Below are 15,070 nucleotides of genomic sequence, written 5' to 3'. Positions count from 1 at the left end.
CCACATCGGCCCAGAAGGTGATCACCTGCCCGGCACGGGAGGTCCCCAGCCAGAACTGCTTGTTCGCCACGCTCATGTTGCCGCTGGCCGGCACCACCCGCTCGAACTCGATCGGCCCACCCGACCATGCAGCGACCACCCGGCGCTCCGCCTGCTGCACGGCCCCGACAGCCTCGATGCTCTGTGAAAGCTCCTCCTCGCGCTCTGCAGACAGCGGCTCTGCGGCCGGCTCGTCCATGGCAGGCGACTCCTGCGCAACGGCGGACAGAATGGCCGGCACCCGCAACGGCAGCAGCTGCCGCTCCTCCTCGGCGACCGGAGTGAAGTGGTCGGCCGGGCAGGCCATGCCCAGGCTCTGATGCGGCCGGACGGTGTTGTAGTGGGCCACCCAGCCGTCCAAAGCCGCCTGCACCGCCGCCAGGTCGGCGAACGGGCCGGCGTCGTCGAGTAACTCCCGGCGCAGGCTCAGATGAAACCGCTCAACCTTCCCCGTCGTCGTCGGCGATCGAGGCTGGGTCAGCCGATGCACGATGCCGTTGTCACGGCAGATCCGATCGAACAGCACCTCACCGCCATGGCCGAACCGCGCGGTGAACTGCTTGCCATTGTCGGTGAGCACCTCACCCGGCGCCCCGAAAGCGCCCAGCGCCTCCACAAACGCCAGGCACACCGCACGCCCAGTAGCCCGCACCACCGCCTTGGCGATCACGCAATACCGGGAATGGTCATCAACCCCCGTCACCACCTTCACCTCGCGGCCATCGGCCAGCAGCACCCCACCGACGATGTCCATCTGCCACAACTCCATCGGTGCATCCCGCTGCCAGCGGCGGAACACCTGCTTGCGACGGCCCGTCCCCGGCTGAACCAAGCCATGGCGCACCAGCGCCCGATACACCCCCATCCGCGACGGCGCCGGCACCACACCACGACGCTCCACCTCGTGCGCCAGGCGGACCGGACCCCATCGCGGATGCTGCCGCCGCAACTCACACACCAGCACCTCCACCGAGGCCGGCATCTGCGACGGAGACGACAACGGCCGACGCGAGCGATCCACCAACCCGCCCAGCCCCGACTCCCGATACCGCGACACCCACCCCGACAACGTCTGCCGGGCCACTCCCACCTCGCGAGCGACCTCGGTGACCGTCGCACCTGCTAAAACCGCCAGCACCGCCCGATACCGCTGCTCGACAACGGACATGTCCACCAGGGCCAATCCCGGCCTCCCGACGCGCGACACCCGCAAACGACGCACGACAGACTGACCGACAACAGCACCTGTCACCCATGTCTTGGGACCGGAGTGTCAAGCATCTCCCGGGACAGGACATACGGCGAGCATGGCCCTGGCCTGTTCGATCAGCACCCGGCTGTTGAGCGCGTACTCCACCAGGGGCCGGCCCTCCGGCGGTGTCCACGAGATCAGTTCGAGCTTGGCGCCACGGCGGGCGACTGCTTCGCTTGCGTAGGCGAGCAGTCCTGCCTGCGGTCCGTACATCCCGCCGGGAATGATGACGGCGTTCCGGTCCGATTCCCCTTCGCTCATCGCTGGAAGGTATCGCCCTTGGCCGGAGAACCGTACCAATCAGGACCAGAACTTGTTGGCGTCTCGGACATCAAGCTGACGTCGACACCTCTCGCCGAGCTCACCCTGAGTAACTGATCCCCGAGAGTGGGTCAGAGCCTTCATTCGCGGCGCCCCTCGCCGTCCGTGATCCTCACCGCCCCGCAAGCGCATCCACCGTCACCGGTCTCCCACCGTCACCGGTCTCCCACCGTCACCGGTCTCCCACCGTCACCGGTCTCCCACCGTCACCGGTCTCCCACCGTCACCGTGCGGAGCGCTGCTTCGTCCCCGTGTCTCGTAACGTGTGCTCTTCCCGGCGCCGAGGCGGTGGGAAGGTGGTCGGCGATTTCGGCGCCGTGCTACGGCGATCAGCGCACCTTCGAACGGCGTACGGGCTACGACCGTGAGAGGACCTTCGGGTTTGGTGGTACCGCTTCTCAGGCAGGAGGGGTTCCGGCGCTAGAGTCAGGCCAGGCCGTACTAAAGGAGAGAGCACGTATGATCACCGCGATCGTGCACATCAAGGCGGAGGTCGACCGGATCCCCGAAGTCGCCCAGACGATCGCCGATCTCGACCGGGTCAGTGAGGTGTACTCGATCACCGGGGACTACGACCTGGTGGCGATGGTCCGGGTGGCCGCCTACGAGGAGATCGCCGAGGTGATCCCCGGGCGCATCAACAAGGTGGCCGGCGTCCTGGCCACCGAGACCCACCTCGCCTTCCGCACCTACTCCAAGCACGACCTCGACGCGGCCTTCTCCATCGGTTTCGCCGAGGCCGACTGACCGTATTACGCGCTGCGCGGCTTTCGGGCCGACGTGAGTGCGGTCGCCTGGCGGGGCGCCGTACGGTGGCGCCGGGTTCGCCGACCTGCTTCTGGCCGCGTCGGCGCCGGAAGAAGCGCCTGGTCGGCGGGTTGGTGTGGATTCGGGCCGAGGGGCAGTGCGGTGGCTGGGTGGGGCGCCGTACGGTGGCGCCGGGTTCGCAGGCCTGCTTCTGGCCGCGTCGGCGCCGTGTAAAGCACCTGGTTGGACGGGTGGGTGAGGTGCCCAGGGTGTGGGTGCGGGGTCGCTGTGGTGGGCTGTGGTGGGGGACGGGGGGTGGTGGGTGGGCTGGTATAGTGCCTCGGAAGTTCGTTGGATTAGGGAGATCAGACGTGGCAGGTGACGACGACATCTCCGGGTGATACCGGAGGTCGACGGCCGGCGGACGGCGCGCGTCAGCGCAGCCGCGGTGGCCGTTTCTCGTCGTCCCCAAACCCGTCCCTGCTGGGCGGCCGTGGCGCGCGCCCGCAGCACACACAAGGTCTTTCGCATGTCCGACGCGTTCATCATCTGCTCGAACCTTTCCTTCTCCTGGCCGGACGACACCCCGGTCTTCGACGATCTGTCCTTCTCCGTGGGCGGTGGCCGTACCGGCCTTGTCGCGCCCAACGGCGCGGGCAAGAGCACGCTGCTCAAGCTGATCGCCGGTGAGTACCGGCCCACCCGCGGCGGCGTGTCCGTCGAGGGAGTGCTCGGGTACCTGCCGCAGACCCTGCCTCTCGCCGGCGACCTGACCGTGGCCGACGTCCTCGGCGTCGCCCCGGTCATCAGGGCGCTGGACGCCATCGAGTCCGGCGACGCGCGCGAGGAGCACTTCACCACGATCGGCGACGACTGGGACATCGAGGAGCGCACCCGTGCCCAGCTCGACCGGCTCGGCCTCGGGGACGTCTCGCTCACCCGCCACCTGCACACGCTCAGCGGCGGCCAGGTCATCTCGCTCGGGCTGGCGGCGCAACTGCTGAAGCGGCCCGACGTCCTGCTGCTCGACGAGCCGACCAACAACCTCGACCTCGACGCGCGCCGCAAGCTCTACGCCGTGCTCGAAGAGTGGAACGGCTGCCTGCTGCTGGTCAGCCACGACCGGGCGCTGCTCGACCGGATGGACCGCGTCGCCGAACTCGACCGGGGCGACCTGCGGTTCTACGGCGGCAACTTCACCGAGTACGAGGAGGCCGTGCGCGCCGCGCGAGAGGTCGCAGAGAAGAACGTCCGCAACGCCGAGCAGGAGGTCAAGCGGGAGAAGCGGGAGATGCAGCAGGCTCGTGAACGCGCCGAGCGCCGGGCGAGCAATGCGAGCCGCAACCTCAAGAACGCCGGCCTGCCCAAGATCTTCGCAGGGACGATGAAGCGGAACGCCCAGGAGACGGCGGGCCGGGCGAACGAGACGCACGCCGCGCGGCTCGGCGACGCCAAGGCCCGGCTGGACGAGGCGAGCCGCGCCCTCCGTGACGAGCAGAAGATCGCGCTGGAGCTGCCCGGGACGAACGTCCCGGCCGGGCGCACCGTGTTCCTGGGTGAACGAATGCAGGTCCGCTACGGTGACCGGGCCCTGTTCGCCGGGGACGGCGCAGACCTGGTGATCCGCGGGCCCGAGCGCATCGCGCTGACCGGCCCCAACGGCGCCGGCAAGTCCACCCTGCTGCGCATGGTCAACGGCGAGCTGGAGCCGGAGGGCGGCGGGGCCAAGCGGGCCGACGGCCGGGTCGCCTACCTCTCCCAGCGGCTGGACCTGCTCGACCTCGACCGCACCGTGGCGGAGAACCTGGCCGCGTTCGCGCCCGCGATGCCGGAGGCCCAGCGGATGAACCTGCTGGCCCGCTTCCTGTTCCGGGGGTCTCGCATCCACCTCCCGGTCGCGGCGCTGTCCGGCGGCGAACGGCTGCGCGCCACCCTGGCCTGCGTCCTGTACGCCGAGCCGGCCCCCCAACTGCTGCTGCTGGACGAGCCGACCAACAATCTCGACCTGGTCAGCGTCGCCCAGCTGGAGAGCGCGCTCAACGCCTATGAGGGCGCCTTCGTGGTGGTCAGCCACGATGAACGGTTCCTGGCGGAGATCAAGGTGAACCGCTGGCTTCGGCTCTCCGGCGGACGACTGCTGGAGACCGGACACCCCCGCTCCGGCTGATCCGCCGCCTGTTCCGAGCCCGGCCGAAGTCGCGTCGGGGCATCTCCTATTCGCCCAGCGCGATCCTTGACCGGTGCCGGGCCGGCCCCGGCGCCGTCGTGATCGCCGCCCACGACCGCTGGCTCCGCTCCCGCTGGCAGGGCCGCGAGATCCGGCTGTGAGCCCGGGAGCCGACGGGACCGGCACGTGGTACGGCGGTTCCGTCCTATCCGGTACCGGCGGGCTCAGCGCTCAGCGGGCTTAGCGGACTGTCCCGTACTGGCGGGCTGAGCGGTTGGTCGGCGGAAGCGGTTGGTGGCCTCGACGAGCAGGCGGCGGATGCCGGGCTCCGAACCGCCGTGGCCCGCGTCCTCCACGATGTGAAGCTCCGCCTCGGGCCAGGCCTGGTGAAGAGCCCATGCCTGGTCCGGTGGCGTCTTGACGTCGTAGCGGCCGTTGACGATGACCGCCGGGATGTGCCGGATGCGGTCGACGCCCGCCAGCAGTCCCTCCTGCGGGAGGAAGCCGCCGTTGCCGATGTAGTGGTGCGTGATGCGGGCGAACGTGAGCACCGAGGCGTCCTCCAACTCGGGCGGTGCCACCGGGAGCAGCGTGTTGGCCGAGAGCTCCCACGCCATCCAGGCACGGGCCGCCGGGATGTGCACCGAAGGGTCGGGGTCGGTGATGCGGCGGCCGTAGGCGGCGACGAGGTCGTCCTGCTCGGCGGCGGGGATCGCCGCGCGGAACGCCGCCCACTCGGCCGGGAACAGGTGGGCCGCGCCCGCCGGGGTGAACCCCCAGGCCTCGTCGGACGGGCGGACCAGCCATATGCCGCGCAGCACGAGCTCGGTGACCCGCTCGGGGTGGGCCTGGGCGTAGGCCAGGCCGAGGGTGCTGCCCCAGCTGCCGCCGAAGACGAGCCATCGCTCGAGCCCAAGGTGCTCGCGCAGCCGCTCGATGTCGGCGACCAGGTGCGGCGTGGTGTTGTGCTCCAGCGACACCTTCGGGTCACCGGCGGACGGCAGGCTGCGGCCGCAGTTGCGTTGGTCGAACAGCACGACACGGTAGCCGGACGGGTCGAAGAACCGCCGATTGTCCGGGAGGAGGCCGCCGCCGGGGCCGCCGTGCAGGAACACGGCGGGCTTGCCCTCGGGGTTCCCGCACTCTTCCCAGTAGATCTCGTCGCCGTCGCCCACGGCGAGCATCCCGGACGCGTACGGCTCGATCGGAGGATGCCAGTCCATGACGCTCATGGACCCTTCCTACCCGACGATTGATCACGATCGGCTCGGCCGTGCCGAGGATCACTTCGGATTCGGCGGTGCCGAGCCGGGACGCGAGCCGCCGAGTCTCGGCTGATCTCACCGAATCGGACGGTGCCGGGGTCATCGCGGGTCCAACAGGACGGGGAGCAGGAGCAGCAGCCAGAAGACCGTCAGGGCCGCCCAGCGGAGGATGACCGTGACATGGCCGCCGGTCGCCGGGGTGCGCTGCCGCGAGCTTGCCGGGCCAGGGGCCACCGGCGGTGCGTCGGCGTCATCGCCGTGGGCCCGTGCCCGCATGGCGGCGCTCACTGACCGTCGGTGGGTGCGATGCGCTGCTCCAGCCGTTCGATGCGCTCGACGAGCGGCTGCAACTGCTGCCGCACGGCCGCGGCCAGCGCCTGTGCGGGGTCGGTGATGGCGGCGGAGGAGGGCGAGGGAGACTGGGCGCGCAGGTGTGCGTAGCCGGCCAGGGCCGCCGCCACTGCCCGGCGGGTCAGCCGGAGGTCGGCGCCCAGCGCCCGCAGCACCTGCCCGGCGACGCCGTCGGGTTCGGAGACCAGGCCGAGCAGCAGGTGCTCGCAGCCCACGTAGTTGTGTCCCAGCGCGGTCGCCTCGGTCACGGCCAGTTCGAGCGCGCCGGCGCTCGGGCCGCTGAAGTGCGGCGATGCCTCCCCTGCCGACCCGCCCGCCTCGGGGGTCGTGTGGCGTTCCAGGTCATGCCGGGCCTGGGCCGGGTCGATGTCCATCGCCCGGAGCACGTGCAGCGCGAGGTTCTGGCCTTCCGCCACCATGCTCGCGAGCAGGTGCCCGGTGCCGACGTTCGGCGCGGCGTCGGTGCGCGCCTGGTCGATGGCCAGCTTGATGACGACGCGGGCGCGGGTGGTGAACAGCGGCAGCCGTCCGCTCAGGTCGTCGCTGCCCAGCTCGCCGAGGGCGGTCTCGCGGATGGCGGTGATCCGGCGCACCGCCTGCTCCAGCGCCCGCTGGCAGACCGCCGACACCGGTACGCCGACGTTCTTCACCGCTTCGGCCAGGTCGTCCGGCAGATAGATGTTGATCTTCGGCATGGATGGCTCGCAGGTTGGGGTTATCTCGGGGTTACACGGTAGTTATACCCCCTCTGGGGTTATCTCGCCAGCCTCGCTGAGGCCGGCCCTTTACCATTTGCCTGGTGACCGAGTCGATCGTCTTCCTTGTGGTCGTGGGCCTTCCCGTGGCGCTTGCCGGCGGCTCCCTCGCTTTCGCGGCGGCATCGGCTCCACCCGGCCGGCACGCCCGTGTACGCCGGCTTCCGCTGCTCCTGGGAACGGCCCTGTCGGTGGCCGGCGGCACGGTGATGGCCATCGCGGCGTGGTCCACGCACGAGGACACGACGTATGACGACTTCGGGTCGGCGATGACCGCCCTGGCGGTCATCGTGGGCGGCGCGCTGTTCGTCTTAGGTCTGGGGCCGTTCATCCCGTGGCTGCTCGGACTCCTCGGCCGGTGGCGGGTGCGGCTGCCCACGCCCGTCCGGCTGGCCGCCCGGGACATGGCCGACCATCGCGCCCAAGCCGGTCCGGCGGTCGCCGCGACGATGGTCGCGATGGCCTTCACGACCACGGTCATGATCTTCACGGCTGCCGGCAACGCCGAGGACCGGGCGCGGTACGAGCCTCGCGGCCGGCCGGGGGCCCTCCTGGTGTCGCAGCTCTCGGAGGGGGCGGCGGCGACCGTGCGAACGGCCGTACAGCAGGAACTGCCCGGAGCCCCGGTCACACAGGTCGACGGCCCGCGGGCGGGGGGATTCTTCCGCCTGGACGACGAGGCGTTCGATCTGCCGGAGAACCAGGCCGAGGCCGTCTACATCGGCGACCAGACGCTGCTCCGCTATCTCACGGGAGATCCGTCGACACCCTACGACCCGAAGAGGGCCGTACTGGTGGGCGCGAACCAGGTGCCGGTGGACACCTTGTCGCTCAGGTTCATCCCCGTCGATGGCAAAGCCCCGTCCACGCAGACCACCATTCCGGCGGTCACCATCAGAGCCCCTGACCCGCGGGTGGAGAGCGTCTTCCTGCCGGCGAAGGCCGTTCGGGCGCTCGGCCACGATCTGGAGCCGAACGAACTGATCATCGACCCGACGCACTACAGAGTGTCCGCGGCGGAACAGCAGCGGCTCGACCGCCGGTTGGACGGCGCGGCGGTCACCTATCTCGAACAGGGATTCCAGCCTGCGACCGACCGGCGGTTCTTCGTCGCGGCCGGAATCCTCGCAGCCCTCGGCGGCGCGCTCATCCCGACCGGCGCCGGAACCCGGTCCAGACGCGTGCTGCTGCGGATCAACCCCGGATCGAGGACGCCCTTGAGGCTGTTCGCCGCGAGCCGCGCCGCGCTCGGCGCCGCCTACGGCGGGATGCTGGGCGCTGCCGCCGGCTGCGGCATCGGCCTGCTCCTGGCATGGCCGGTGACGGCCTCCATCGACTACGCACCGCAGCCACGGGTCGGCTTCGACACGCCGTGGCTCATGATCGCCGCACTGGTCGCCGGGCTGCCCGTCGTCGCCGCGACCCTCGCCGGCCTCTTCCCGTCCGCCACGCCCCCACCCGCCATACCCGCGAGACCGGACGACAGGCGACCGGCCCGCACGTAGTGTCTCGACTTCACGGGTTCGGGTACGGCGTGCCAGCCGTCCGGGGAGCGCGCCTTCTCGCCCGAGTCGGGAAGGGCGTCGGCCTTGCCGTGTCCGAGGATCCGTTTTGCTGAGCTGATGGGGCATCCCCGGCCACTCCTGTGATCGAGTGGTGGCAAAGAGTGAACGCGGCTTCGGAAAAGCCGGTATGGTGCCCGGTATGATACTGAGTATGGCCACGATGAAGATCACGGTTACGGTCCCCGAAGAGCTGGTCGCTTACATCAAGGAGCAGGTAGAAGAGGGCCATTTCGAGTCGGTTTCCGGTTATATGACGAGAGCGGCAGAAAGCCTCAGGGATTTCGACCCGCTCGATCTCCTGATCGCTAGCATGGTGGCCGAGACCGGCGAACCCGGCGAGGAGGCCAAGGCGTGGGCGGATGAGGCCCTGGCCAAGGCTCGTGAGGCGAAGCGCGGTGGCTCCGTGGCGGCAGGCGACGCTGCGTGAAGCTTCTGCCTGAGTATGTTCTGGATTCCGGGGCGTTGATCGCCCTGGAGAGATCAGACGAGCGCATGACGGAGTTGCTCATGCAACTTCGGCGAGGACAGGCCCGCCTGGTTCTGTCCGATGCCGTCCTCGCTCAAGTGTGGAGAGGCGGACGTGGACGTCAGGCACGTCTGGCGGCGCTGCTCGGCCTCAAGCCCGAGCAGTGCGTCAAGGTCCCGCTCGACAGTGAAGCCGCCAAGCGGGTCGGTCTGAGAATCGGCGAGTCGGGTCATGCGGACGTGGTCGATGTGCACGTCGCGACGCTGGGAGAGGATCGCGACGCGATCGTGATCACCTCGGATCGAGAGGACATCCTGCGCGTGAGCCCGAGTCTGAAGGAACGTCTGGCCGAACTGTAGATGGCAGGACGCACGGATCGCCGGTGTCACTCCGCGGGCCGGCTCGGTGGGTGAGAACGGGTATGCCGGTCAGAGCAAGGGGGAGCGCGGGGTGGGCGCGGCCCTGGTCACCGTGACCGCGTCCAGGTCCAGCAACTTCTCGACCATGGGGTAGATCTCGTTCTTCCAGCGGTCGGTCTCGTACGTGGCCGCGTAGACCCTCTCGTGCTCGGCTTCGCTCTCGAAGCGGCGCAGCGTGAGGTAACCGTCAGGGTCCTCCTCGTCGACGAGGGAGGCGATCACCGCCATGCCGTGCCCGGTCATGTACGGGATGACCGTCTCCTCCATGTACGCCACCCACTCGTCACGCATGCCAGGCCGGGTCTGATATCGGCGGATCTCGTAGAACAACGTCGTTCCTCAGGTAGGTCTACAGGTCCACGTCGGCCGGGGTCGCGATCGCGAGAACGCCCGACGACGAGAAGCACAGCATGGAAATCGAGTTCAGGATGCTCGTTCACCCGCGGCCGACGGAACCCGGGTTCGCTCGCCGGCCGACCCGACGGCCGCCGTCAGCGCAGGGGGCGGCCTTCGCGGGAGAACGGGTGCGAGGGCCTTCGTAGGGGTGCGGGCCGTCGTAGGCGCGGTCGATGCGGGCTTTCAGGCGGGCGGCGCCGCGGGCGGGAAGGCTCCAGGTGCCATCGACGTGGACCAGCCGGACGCCGGGGGAGTCGAGCCAGCGCAGGATGCACTCGGTCTCTTCGGCGATGGCGGCCGGCAGGGGCCCCGGGCCTGGGGTCACGGTCTCGGCATGGGAGAGCAGTTGCGGTTTCTGCTGGAAATGGCTCGATTGCCGCAGGTGACCATCCAGATCGTGCCGCACACGAATGCCGTGCATAGCGGAGTCGCCGGGGGATTCATCATCGCCGAATGGAACGGATCGGCCTACGCAAACTATGCGAGCGCGCAACCCCATGGGCGCATCTTGGACGATCGAGCCACCCCGGCCAGGCTGGTTCGCGGATACGGCGCAATCAGGGGTGAAGCACTGTTGTCCACGCAGTCTCTCCGGCTCATCGAGGAAGTGGTGCAGCGAAATGACCCCTGACCTTTCGGGCCTGCGGTGGCGTAAGAGCAGCTACAGCGGGCCAGAGGACGACAACTGCATCGAGGTGGCGTAGAACAGGCCTAGGCTCGTCGCCGGGCGCCTTCGCCGATGGAGATCAGTTCCATGTCCCCTATTCGACCTCCCCGACCGCCGATCCGTTCACAGCGATGCCGTTCGTGACGAAGTATGCGCAAAACGTCAATATGTCAGGAGCGCTGATCGCCCTGGAAAGGGCGGATGGCCGCATCACGGAGTTGCTGATGCAGGTGCGGCGGGGCAGGCCCGTCTGGTCCTGGCCGACGCCGTTCTCGCGCAGGTATGGCGGGGAGGACACGGGCGTCAGGAGACGGCGATGGTGAAGGCCCTCGTGGACGCGGAGGCCGTCAGAAGCGCAGGGCTCGTTCGGCCAGGTGTTTCACCTGTTCCAAGGCGTTTCCCGTGCCCTCGAACCGTAGTATCTCGACCACCAGGACGATGTTGCTCCGGCGGACGTACAAAGAGGCCGTCTTGGAGCAGTCGATGTTGCTGTATTTCTTCATCCGCTCGGACGTGGCCGGCACGTTCCACAGGCCGCAGACGTAGAAGTTGTCGTCGCCGAGCCCCGGCACCTGACCCATCTTCAAGTTCCGGAAGTCGTCGCTCAGTTGCGGGAGGGCGGAACGCGTCCGCTGTTCGTAGGTGTCGAACGCGGTCGTGGCCTTCCCCCCGGCGTCATAGGTGGAGAGGTTCAGGTACCACCCCGGCGAATGCTCCGGCGTGTCGTTGGGGTCGGAGAACCCGCCCCCGGCGCCGGGGCCCAGTCCTGACACATCAGAGACGGCTTTCGGGAAATCCTGGCTGTAGCAGGCGGACAACGGCGCGCCGATCTCTCTTTCCGCATCCGCCCGGGTGATGAGCGCGCAAGGGTCGGGCCGTTTGAGCGGGGCGGACACCACGGCGCTGAGCGGGTTCAGGCCGAGCAGGGACGCCGTGATCCCGAGCGCGACCAGAGCCACCGGCGCGACTCCCAGCGCGATGACGTACGGCTTGCTCAGCGCCGACCGCCGCAGGTGCCCTGCAGCGGCCCTGGCCGGGCGGGCGCGGAAGAGCTCGCGGAGGCGGCGCGGCCGGCGGCGTGACCGCCGTCGCTTCGGGCGCTTCGGCGGCTCAGGGGGCTCGCGTTCGTCCGGCGGCCGAGGCGGGGTCTCGTGGTGCTGGATGGAGCGGCCGAGCCGGTCGAGCTGCCGCGTGACCCGCTCGCGTAGCTCGGTGGCATAGACGACCGGGACCAGCGCGGGGGAGTAGGGGGCGATCAGGCGGCGGCGCAAGGGGTTGCAGACCTCGCAGTTCTGGCAGGCCGGGCAGGTGTCGAAGTGCCGGACGATCTGCTCGCGGAGCTGAGCGGTGAACGTGTCGCCGTCCCGGGCGACGGCGCCGAGGATGATGCGGTCGAGGTCGGGGCAGACCCGGCGGGCGTCGCGGAACAGCACCAAGGCGGCGAATCCGTTCTCGGCGAGCTTGCGGACGCGTTCGGCGGTGTTCTTGGCCTGGTCCGGTGTCATGCCGAGGTGGTCGGCGAGCGGCTTGCCGTACATGCCGCGGCGCACCGACGCCTCGTACATCCTCCGCTGAGCGGGGGTGAAAGTGGTCACGACGTGGGTGTCGAGCAGGTGACGGACCCGGTCCAGGCCGGCGGAGTCCTCGGCGCGGCTCATCTCGAAGCTTTCGGCCGGGGTCAGGCCGAAGGTCTCGCTGAGGTCCATCTGGGAGACGTCGTTGACGCCGAGCATGTCCAGACCGGGACGGTGGCCCTTCCCGGGGTCGCCGCCGCGCATGTACCGCATGGTGCGCCGGTCGGCGATCCGGTAGAGGAAGGCCGCGAGCGCGTCGGGATCGCGCAGGGTCTTGTCCTCGGCGAAGTGCCGGATGAGCTCGGCGAAGGTGTCGGCGGCGGCGTCGACCGCGCCGTCCTGGTAGCGCAGCCGGTCGGCGCAGAACCGCAGGATGCGGAGGTGATAGCGCTCGTAGATGGCCTGCAGCGCGGCCTGCCTGGTCAGCGGATAGGACGCTCGGACGACCAGTTCGCGATCGGACAACTCCTCGGGCTCGTCGCGCATGGTCACCACCCGACCGGCGGCGTGGCACGGCGCTCGGAGAGAACAACGGAAAAATCTTGGTTTCTGCCCGGACCTTCGGCGATGGCGCGCCACAACCCTTCACACGGCTTCGGCCCGAGGAGGAGAGCAGATGATCCACGCCTGCATCGGCGCCATTCACCGGGGGTCATGGTGGTGAAGGGCATGCGAAGAGAGAATTCATGCCGACTGACGGAAATGGCGGGATCGGCGAGAATAGTGGCGGGTGTCCCTTTCGCGGTCGTCGCCGCCGCCGCGCATGGCACGCCTGGGCTGCTGGTCGGCGCCGCGGTCGTCCTGGTCGCCTCGCTGGCCTCGTCCGACGGGGTGTTCTGGCTGGTGACGCTGCTGCTGCTCAACCGGCACCAGCGGTGGGCCTGGGCGCAGACCCGATCGGCCGCCTCGGCCGGACGCCTTACCGAACCCGCCCGGCGCACCGTGGAAACGATCGCCCGCGTCCGACTCGCCGCACTGCGAGAAGACAACGCGGCGGGTGACACCCTTTTCGCTGACAATGCCCGCCCTCCGCATCAAGAGAAGCCGATCGGAGGGTGACACGGTATGTGACCCGCCCGCCACATCTCTCTATCGGAATATCCGCGTCCGCGAATAACAGACGCAAATGCGCGGTCTTCTGCCCAGCGCGCCGGTGCCCAGGGGGAGCGGCGCGTCAGCGGAGGGGGCGGCCTTCGCGGGGAGAACGGGTGCGAGGGCCTTCGTAGGGGTGCGGGCCGTCGTAGGCGCGGTCGATGCGGGCTTTCAGGCGGGCGGCGCCGCGGGCGGGAAGGCTCCAGGTGCCATCGACGTGGACCAGCCGGACGCCGGGGGAGTCGAGCCAGCGCAGGATGCACTCGGTCTCTTCGGCGATGGCGGCCGGCAGGGGCCCCGGGCCGGGGGTCACGGTCTCGGCGGTGGCGACGAGGGCGTCGACGTACGGCGTCGGGTGGGCGCCCCTCGGCATCACGCCGGCCGCCGCCAGCCGGCCGTGCCGCACGACGTGGATGTCCCACCCCCCGTCGAACGCCGGGCTCGCCGCGATCATCTCGGGGATGCCGGTCAGCGACCGCAGCCGCTGCATGCGCGCCGCCGTGCGGACGTAGACGGCCAGGCGGTCGCGGTCGACCGCGGCCTCCTCGTAGCGCTGCTCGGCGGCCAGCCGCTGCATGCGGGCCTCCAGCGCCGAGAACACCGGCCCGGGGTCGTGCTCCATGGCGGCGCGGGCCTCGTCGGCGTGGCGCCGGTAGTCGTCGACCCCCTGGCGGCCCTCGCAGGGAGCCCCGCAGCGCCCCATCTCGGCCAGCACGCACGCGGGCCGGTGGGTGCGCGTGGTGATGCGCTCGGTGCACTGCCGCAGCGGCACCGCCTCGTGCAGCGCCGACCGGGCGTCCTCGGCGCCGCGCGCGGAGGTGAAGGGGCCGAGGTAGGTGGCCTGGTCGGCCTTGACCTCGCGGACGATGGACAGGCGGGGGAAGGGCTCGTCGGTCAGCTTGAGCCAGACGACCTTCTCGGGGAAGCGGGACCGGCGGTTGTAGCGGGGTTTGGTCGCCCCGATGAGCCGCAGCTCGCGCACCTCGGCCTCCAGGCCGGTGGCGCAGACGATCGGCCGCACCCGCTCGGCGATGCCGATCATCTCGCGGATGCGCGGCCGGGTCTCACTGGCCGTGAAGTAGGACCTGACCCGCTGCCGCAGATCGCCGCTCTTGCCGACGTACAGCGCCTCGCCGCGCTCGTCTTCGAAGACGTAGACGCCGGGAGCGCTCGGGATGCTCGCCGCCAGGTGGCGTTTGCGCTTCTGCTCGGGGGTGGGGGCGCGGACGAAGCCCTTGAGCTCTTCGAGGGTCTGCACGCCGTAGGCCCCGACGCGCTCGATGAGCACGTGCAGCACGTCGACGGTCGCCTTGGCGTCGGCCAGGGCGCGGTGGCACGGCTCAGTGGAGCTGCGGAACACGCGGGCCAGAGTCGAGAGCTTGCAGTTGGGCACCTCGTCGCGCGTCAGCACCCGCCGGGCGAGATCGGCGGTGTCGACCACGGGGTTGACCGGCGGCGGGTAGCCGAGGGCCTGGCAGTTCGCCTTGATGAAACCGACGTCGAAGGGGGCGTTGTGCGCCACCAGCGTGGCCCCGCGCGCGAACTCGAGGAACGCGGGCAGGACCTTCTCGATGCGCGGCGCGGCCATGACCATCACGTCGGTGATGCCGGTGAGCACGGTGATGAACGGCGGGATGGGACGGCCGGGGTCGACCAGGGTGGCGAACTCGCCGAGGACCTCGCCGCCGCGCACCTTGACCGCGCCGATCTCGGTGATGGCGTGCTCGGCGGACGACCCGCCCGTCGTCTCCAGGTCGAACACGACGAAGGTCACCTGGTCGAGAGGCGTGCCCAAATCGTCAAGCGTTCCTTGAACCCCGATCTCCACGCCCATGACCATACGATCGCGGTCCGACAGTTCCGCACCGGCATGCCGTTTGGGCGTGAAGGACATCTCCGCGGGGCGATGAGAGACCTCCCGCGGGGGGCGTGATGCACGGTGCCCTCCGCGACAGCCGGGCCGCCGGTCGTCGGCCGGGGGTCGCCTCGTGTGC

At 69.9% G+C, this 15,070-nt stretch carries 16 protein-coding genes and 1 pseudogene; 8 read left to right on the top strand and 9 right to left on the bottom strand.

Annotated elements, in window-relative coordinates; genetic code table 11:
• Window positions 1–256: 256 nt before the first annotated feature.
• Both ACZ6QO_RS14650 and ACZ6QO_RS14645 read right to left on the bottom strand, forming a co-directional pair.
• Window positions 257–1,207: pseudogene (locus tag ACZ6QO_RS14650) on the bottom strand (IS481 family transposase); the annotation flags it as partial.
• 105 nt (window positions 1,208–1,312) lie between these two features.
• Window positions 1,313–1,552: a hypothetical protein gene (locus tag ACZ6QO_RS14645; protein WP_465850884.1), complete on the bottom strand. Its 240-nt coding sequence runs from the start codon at window positions 1,550–1,552 to the stop codon at window positions 1,313–1,315.
• A 519-nt stretch (window positions 1,553–2,071) separates the two neighbouring features.
• Here ACZ6QO_RS14645 and ACZ6QO_RS14640 point away from each other — a divergent pair.
• Both ACZ6QO_RS14640 and abc-f read left to right on the top strand, forming a co-directional pair.
• Window positions 2,072–2,359, top strand: coding sequence for an Lrp/AsnC family transcriptional regulator (locus tag ACZ6QO_RS14640; RefSeq protein WP_465850882.1), 288 nt, complete (start codon window positions 2,072–2,074; stop codon window positions 2,357–2,359).
• Window positions 2,360–2,888: 529 nt separating this feature from the next.
• Complete coding sequence (gene abc-f, locus ACZ6QO_RS14635; protein ID WP_465850880.1) at window positions 2,889–4,526, top strand: ribosomal protection-like ABC-F family protein; 1,638 nt, start codon at window positions 2,889–2,891, stop codon at window positions 4,524–4,526.
• Window positions 4,527–4,750: 224 nt separating this feature from the next.
• Here the strand turns inward: abc-f and pip are convergent, their stop codons facing one another.
• From pip to ACZ6QO_RS14620, 3 genes are all read right to left on the bottom strand, one after another.
• Window positions 4,751–5,758 carry a prolyl aminopeptidase gene (gene pip, locus ACZ6QO_RS14630; RefSeq protein ID WP_465850878.1) on the bottom strand — a complete coding sequence of 336 codons (1,008 nt, stop codon included), beginning with the start codon at window positions 5,756–5,758 and terminating at the stop codon, window positions 4,751–4,753.
• A 132-nt stretch (window positions 5,759–5,890) separates the two neighbouring features.
• Window positions 5,891–6,067, bottom strand: coding sequence for a hypothetical protein (locus ACZ6QO_RS14625; protein WP_465850877.1), 177 nt, complete (start codon window positions 6,065–6,067; stop codon window positions 5,891–5,893).
• Window positions 6,068–6,075: 8 nt separating this feature from the next.
• Window positions 6,076–6,837, bottom strand: a complete 762-nt coding sequence (locus tag ACZ6QO_RS14620; protein ID WP_465850875.1) for a Clp protease N-terminal domain-containing protein — start codon at window positions 6,835–6,837, stop codon at window positions 6,076–6,078.
• A 104-nt stretch (window positions 6,838–6,941) separates the two neighbouring features.
• Here ACZ6QO_RS14620 and ACZ6QO_RS14615 point away from each other — a divergent pair, with 104 nt between their 5' ends.
• The 3 genes from ACZ6QO_RS14615 to ACZ6QO_RS14605 all read left to right on the top strand — a co-directional run bounded on the left by ACZ6QO_RS14615 (window position 6,942) and on the right by ACZ6QO_RS14605 (window position 9,287).
• On the top strand, window positions 6,942–8,402 hold the full coding sequence (locus ACZ6QO_RS14615; RefSeq protein ID WP_465850873.1) for a hypothetical protein: 1,461 nt from the start codon (window positions 6,942–6,944) through the stop codon (window positions 8,400–8,402).
• A 211-nt stretch (window positions 8,403–8,613) separates the two neighbouring features.
• A complete protein-coding gene (locus ACZ6QO_RS14610; protein ID WP_465850871.1) occupies window positions 8,614–8,889 on the top strand; it encodes a ribbon-helix-helix domain-containing protein in 276 nt (91 codons plus the stop codon).
• Window positions 8,886–9,287 carry a PIN domain-containing protein gene (locus ACZ6QO_RS14605; protein WP_465850870.1) on the top strand — a complete coding sequence of 134 codons (402 nt, stop codon included), beginning with the start codon at window positions 8,886–8,888 and terminating at the stop codon, window positions 9,285–9,287. The genes ACZ6QO_RS14610 and ACZ6QO_RS14605 overlap by 4 nt, the downstream gene beginning before the upstream one ends.
• Window positions 9,288–9,356: 69 nt before the next feature.
• Here ACZ6QO_RS14605 and ACZ6QO_RS14600 read toward each other — a convergent pair whose 3' ends face one another.
• Window positions 9,357–9,677, bottom strand: coding sequence for an NIPSNAP family protein (locus tag ACZ6QO_RS14600; RefSeq protein ID WP_465850869.1), 321 nt, complete (start codon window positions 9,675–9,677; stop codon window positions 9,357–9,359).
• Between the two features lie 106 nt (window positions 9,678–9,783).
• Window positions 9,784–10,068, bottom strand: coding sequence for a hypothetical protein (locus ACZ6QO_RS14595; RefSeq protein ID WP_465850867.1), 285 nt, complete (start codon window positions 10,066–10,068; stop codon window positions 9,784–9,786).
• 9 nt (window positions 10,069–10,077) lie between these two features.
• On the opposite strand from ACZ6QO_RS14595, the gene ACZ6QO_RS14590 reads away from it, so the two are divergent.
• Together ACZ6QO_RS14590 and ACZ6QO_RS14585 are read left to right on the top strand one after the other, a co-directional pair.
• The gene (locus ACZ6QO_RS14590; protein WP_465850866.1) at window positions 10,078–10,374 is read left to right on the top strand and encodes a Scr1 family TA system antitoxin-like transcriptional regulator; all 297 of its coding nucleotides are present in this window, start codon (window positions 10,078–10,080) and stop codon (window positions 10,372–10,374) included.
• Window positions 10,364–10,447 (top strand): DUF397 domain-containing protein, encoded by an 84-nt coding sequence (locus tag ACZ6QO_RS14585; RefSeq protein ID WP_465851132.1) that lies wholly within the window; start codon window positions 10,364–10,366, stop codon window positions 10,445–10,447. Before ACZ6QO_RS14590 ends, ACZ6QO_RS14585 begins: the two co-directional genes overlap by 11 nt.
• 310 nt (window positions 10,448–10,757) lie before the next feature.
• Here the strand turns inward: ACZ6QO_RS14585 and ACZ6QO_RS14580 are convergent, their stop codons facing one another.
• Entirely contained in the window at window positions 10,758–12,470 is a 1,713-nt protein-coding gene (locus ACZ6QO_RS14580) for an RNA polymerase sigma factor (RefSeq protein ID WP_465850864.1), read from the bottom strand.
• Window positions 12,471–12,707: 237 nt separating this feature from the next.
• On the opposite strand from ACZ6QO_RS14580, the gene ACZ6QO_RS14575 reads away from it, so the two are divergent.
• Window positions 12,708–13,043, top strand: a complete 336-nt coding sequence (locus tag ACZ6QO_RS14575; RefSeq protein WP_465850862.1) for a hypothetical protein — start codon at window positions 12,708–12,710, stop codon at window positions 13,041–13,043.
• Window positions 13,044–13,158: 115 nt separating this feature from the next.
• Here ACZ6QO_RS14575 and ACZ6QO_RS14570 read toward each other — a convergent pair whose 3' ends face one another.
• Window positions 13,159–14,910, bottom strand: coding sequence for a DEDD exonuclease domain-containing protein (locus ACZ6QO_RS14570; protein WP_465850861.1), 1,752 nt, complete (start codon window positions 14,908–14,910; stop codon window positions 13,159–13,161).
• Window positions 14,911–15,070: the final 160 nt, after the last annotated feature.

This window comes from Sphaerisporangium sp. NPDC049457 (genome assembly GCF_055586705.1).
The sequence above is the reverse complement of the archived record's forward strand: the minus strand, read 5'-3'. Positions and strand labels throughout refer to the sequence as shown.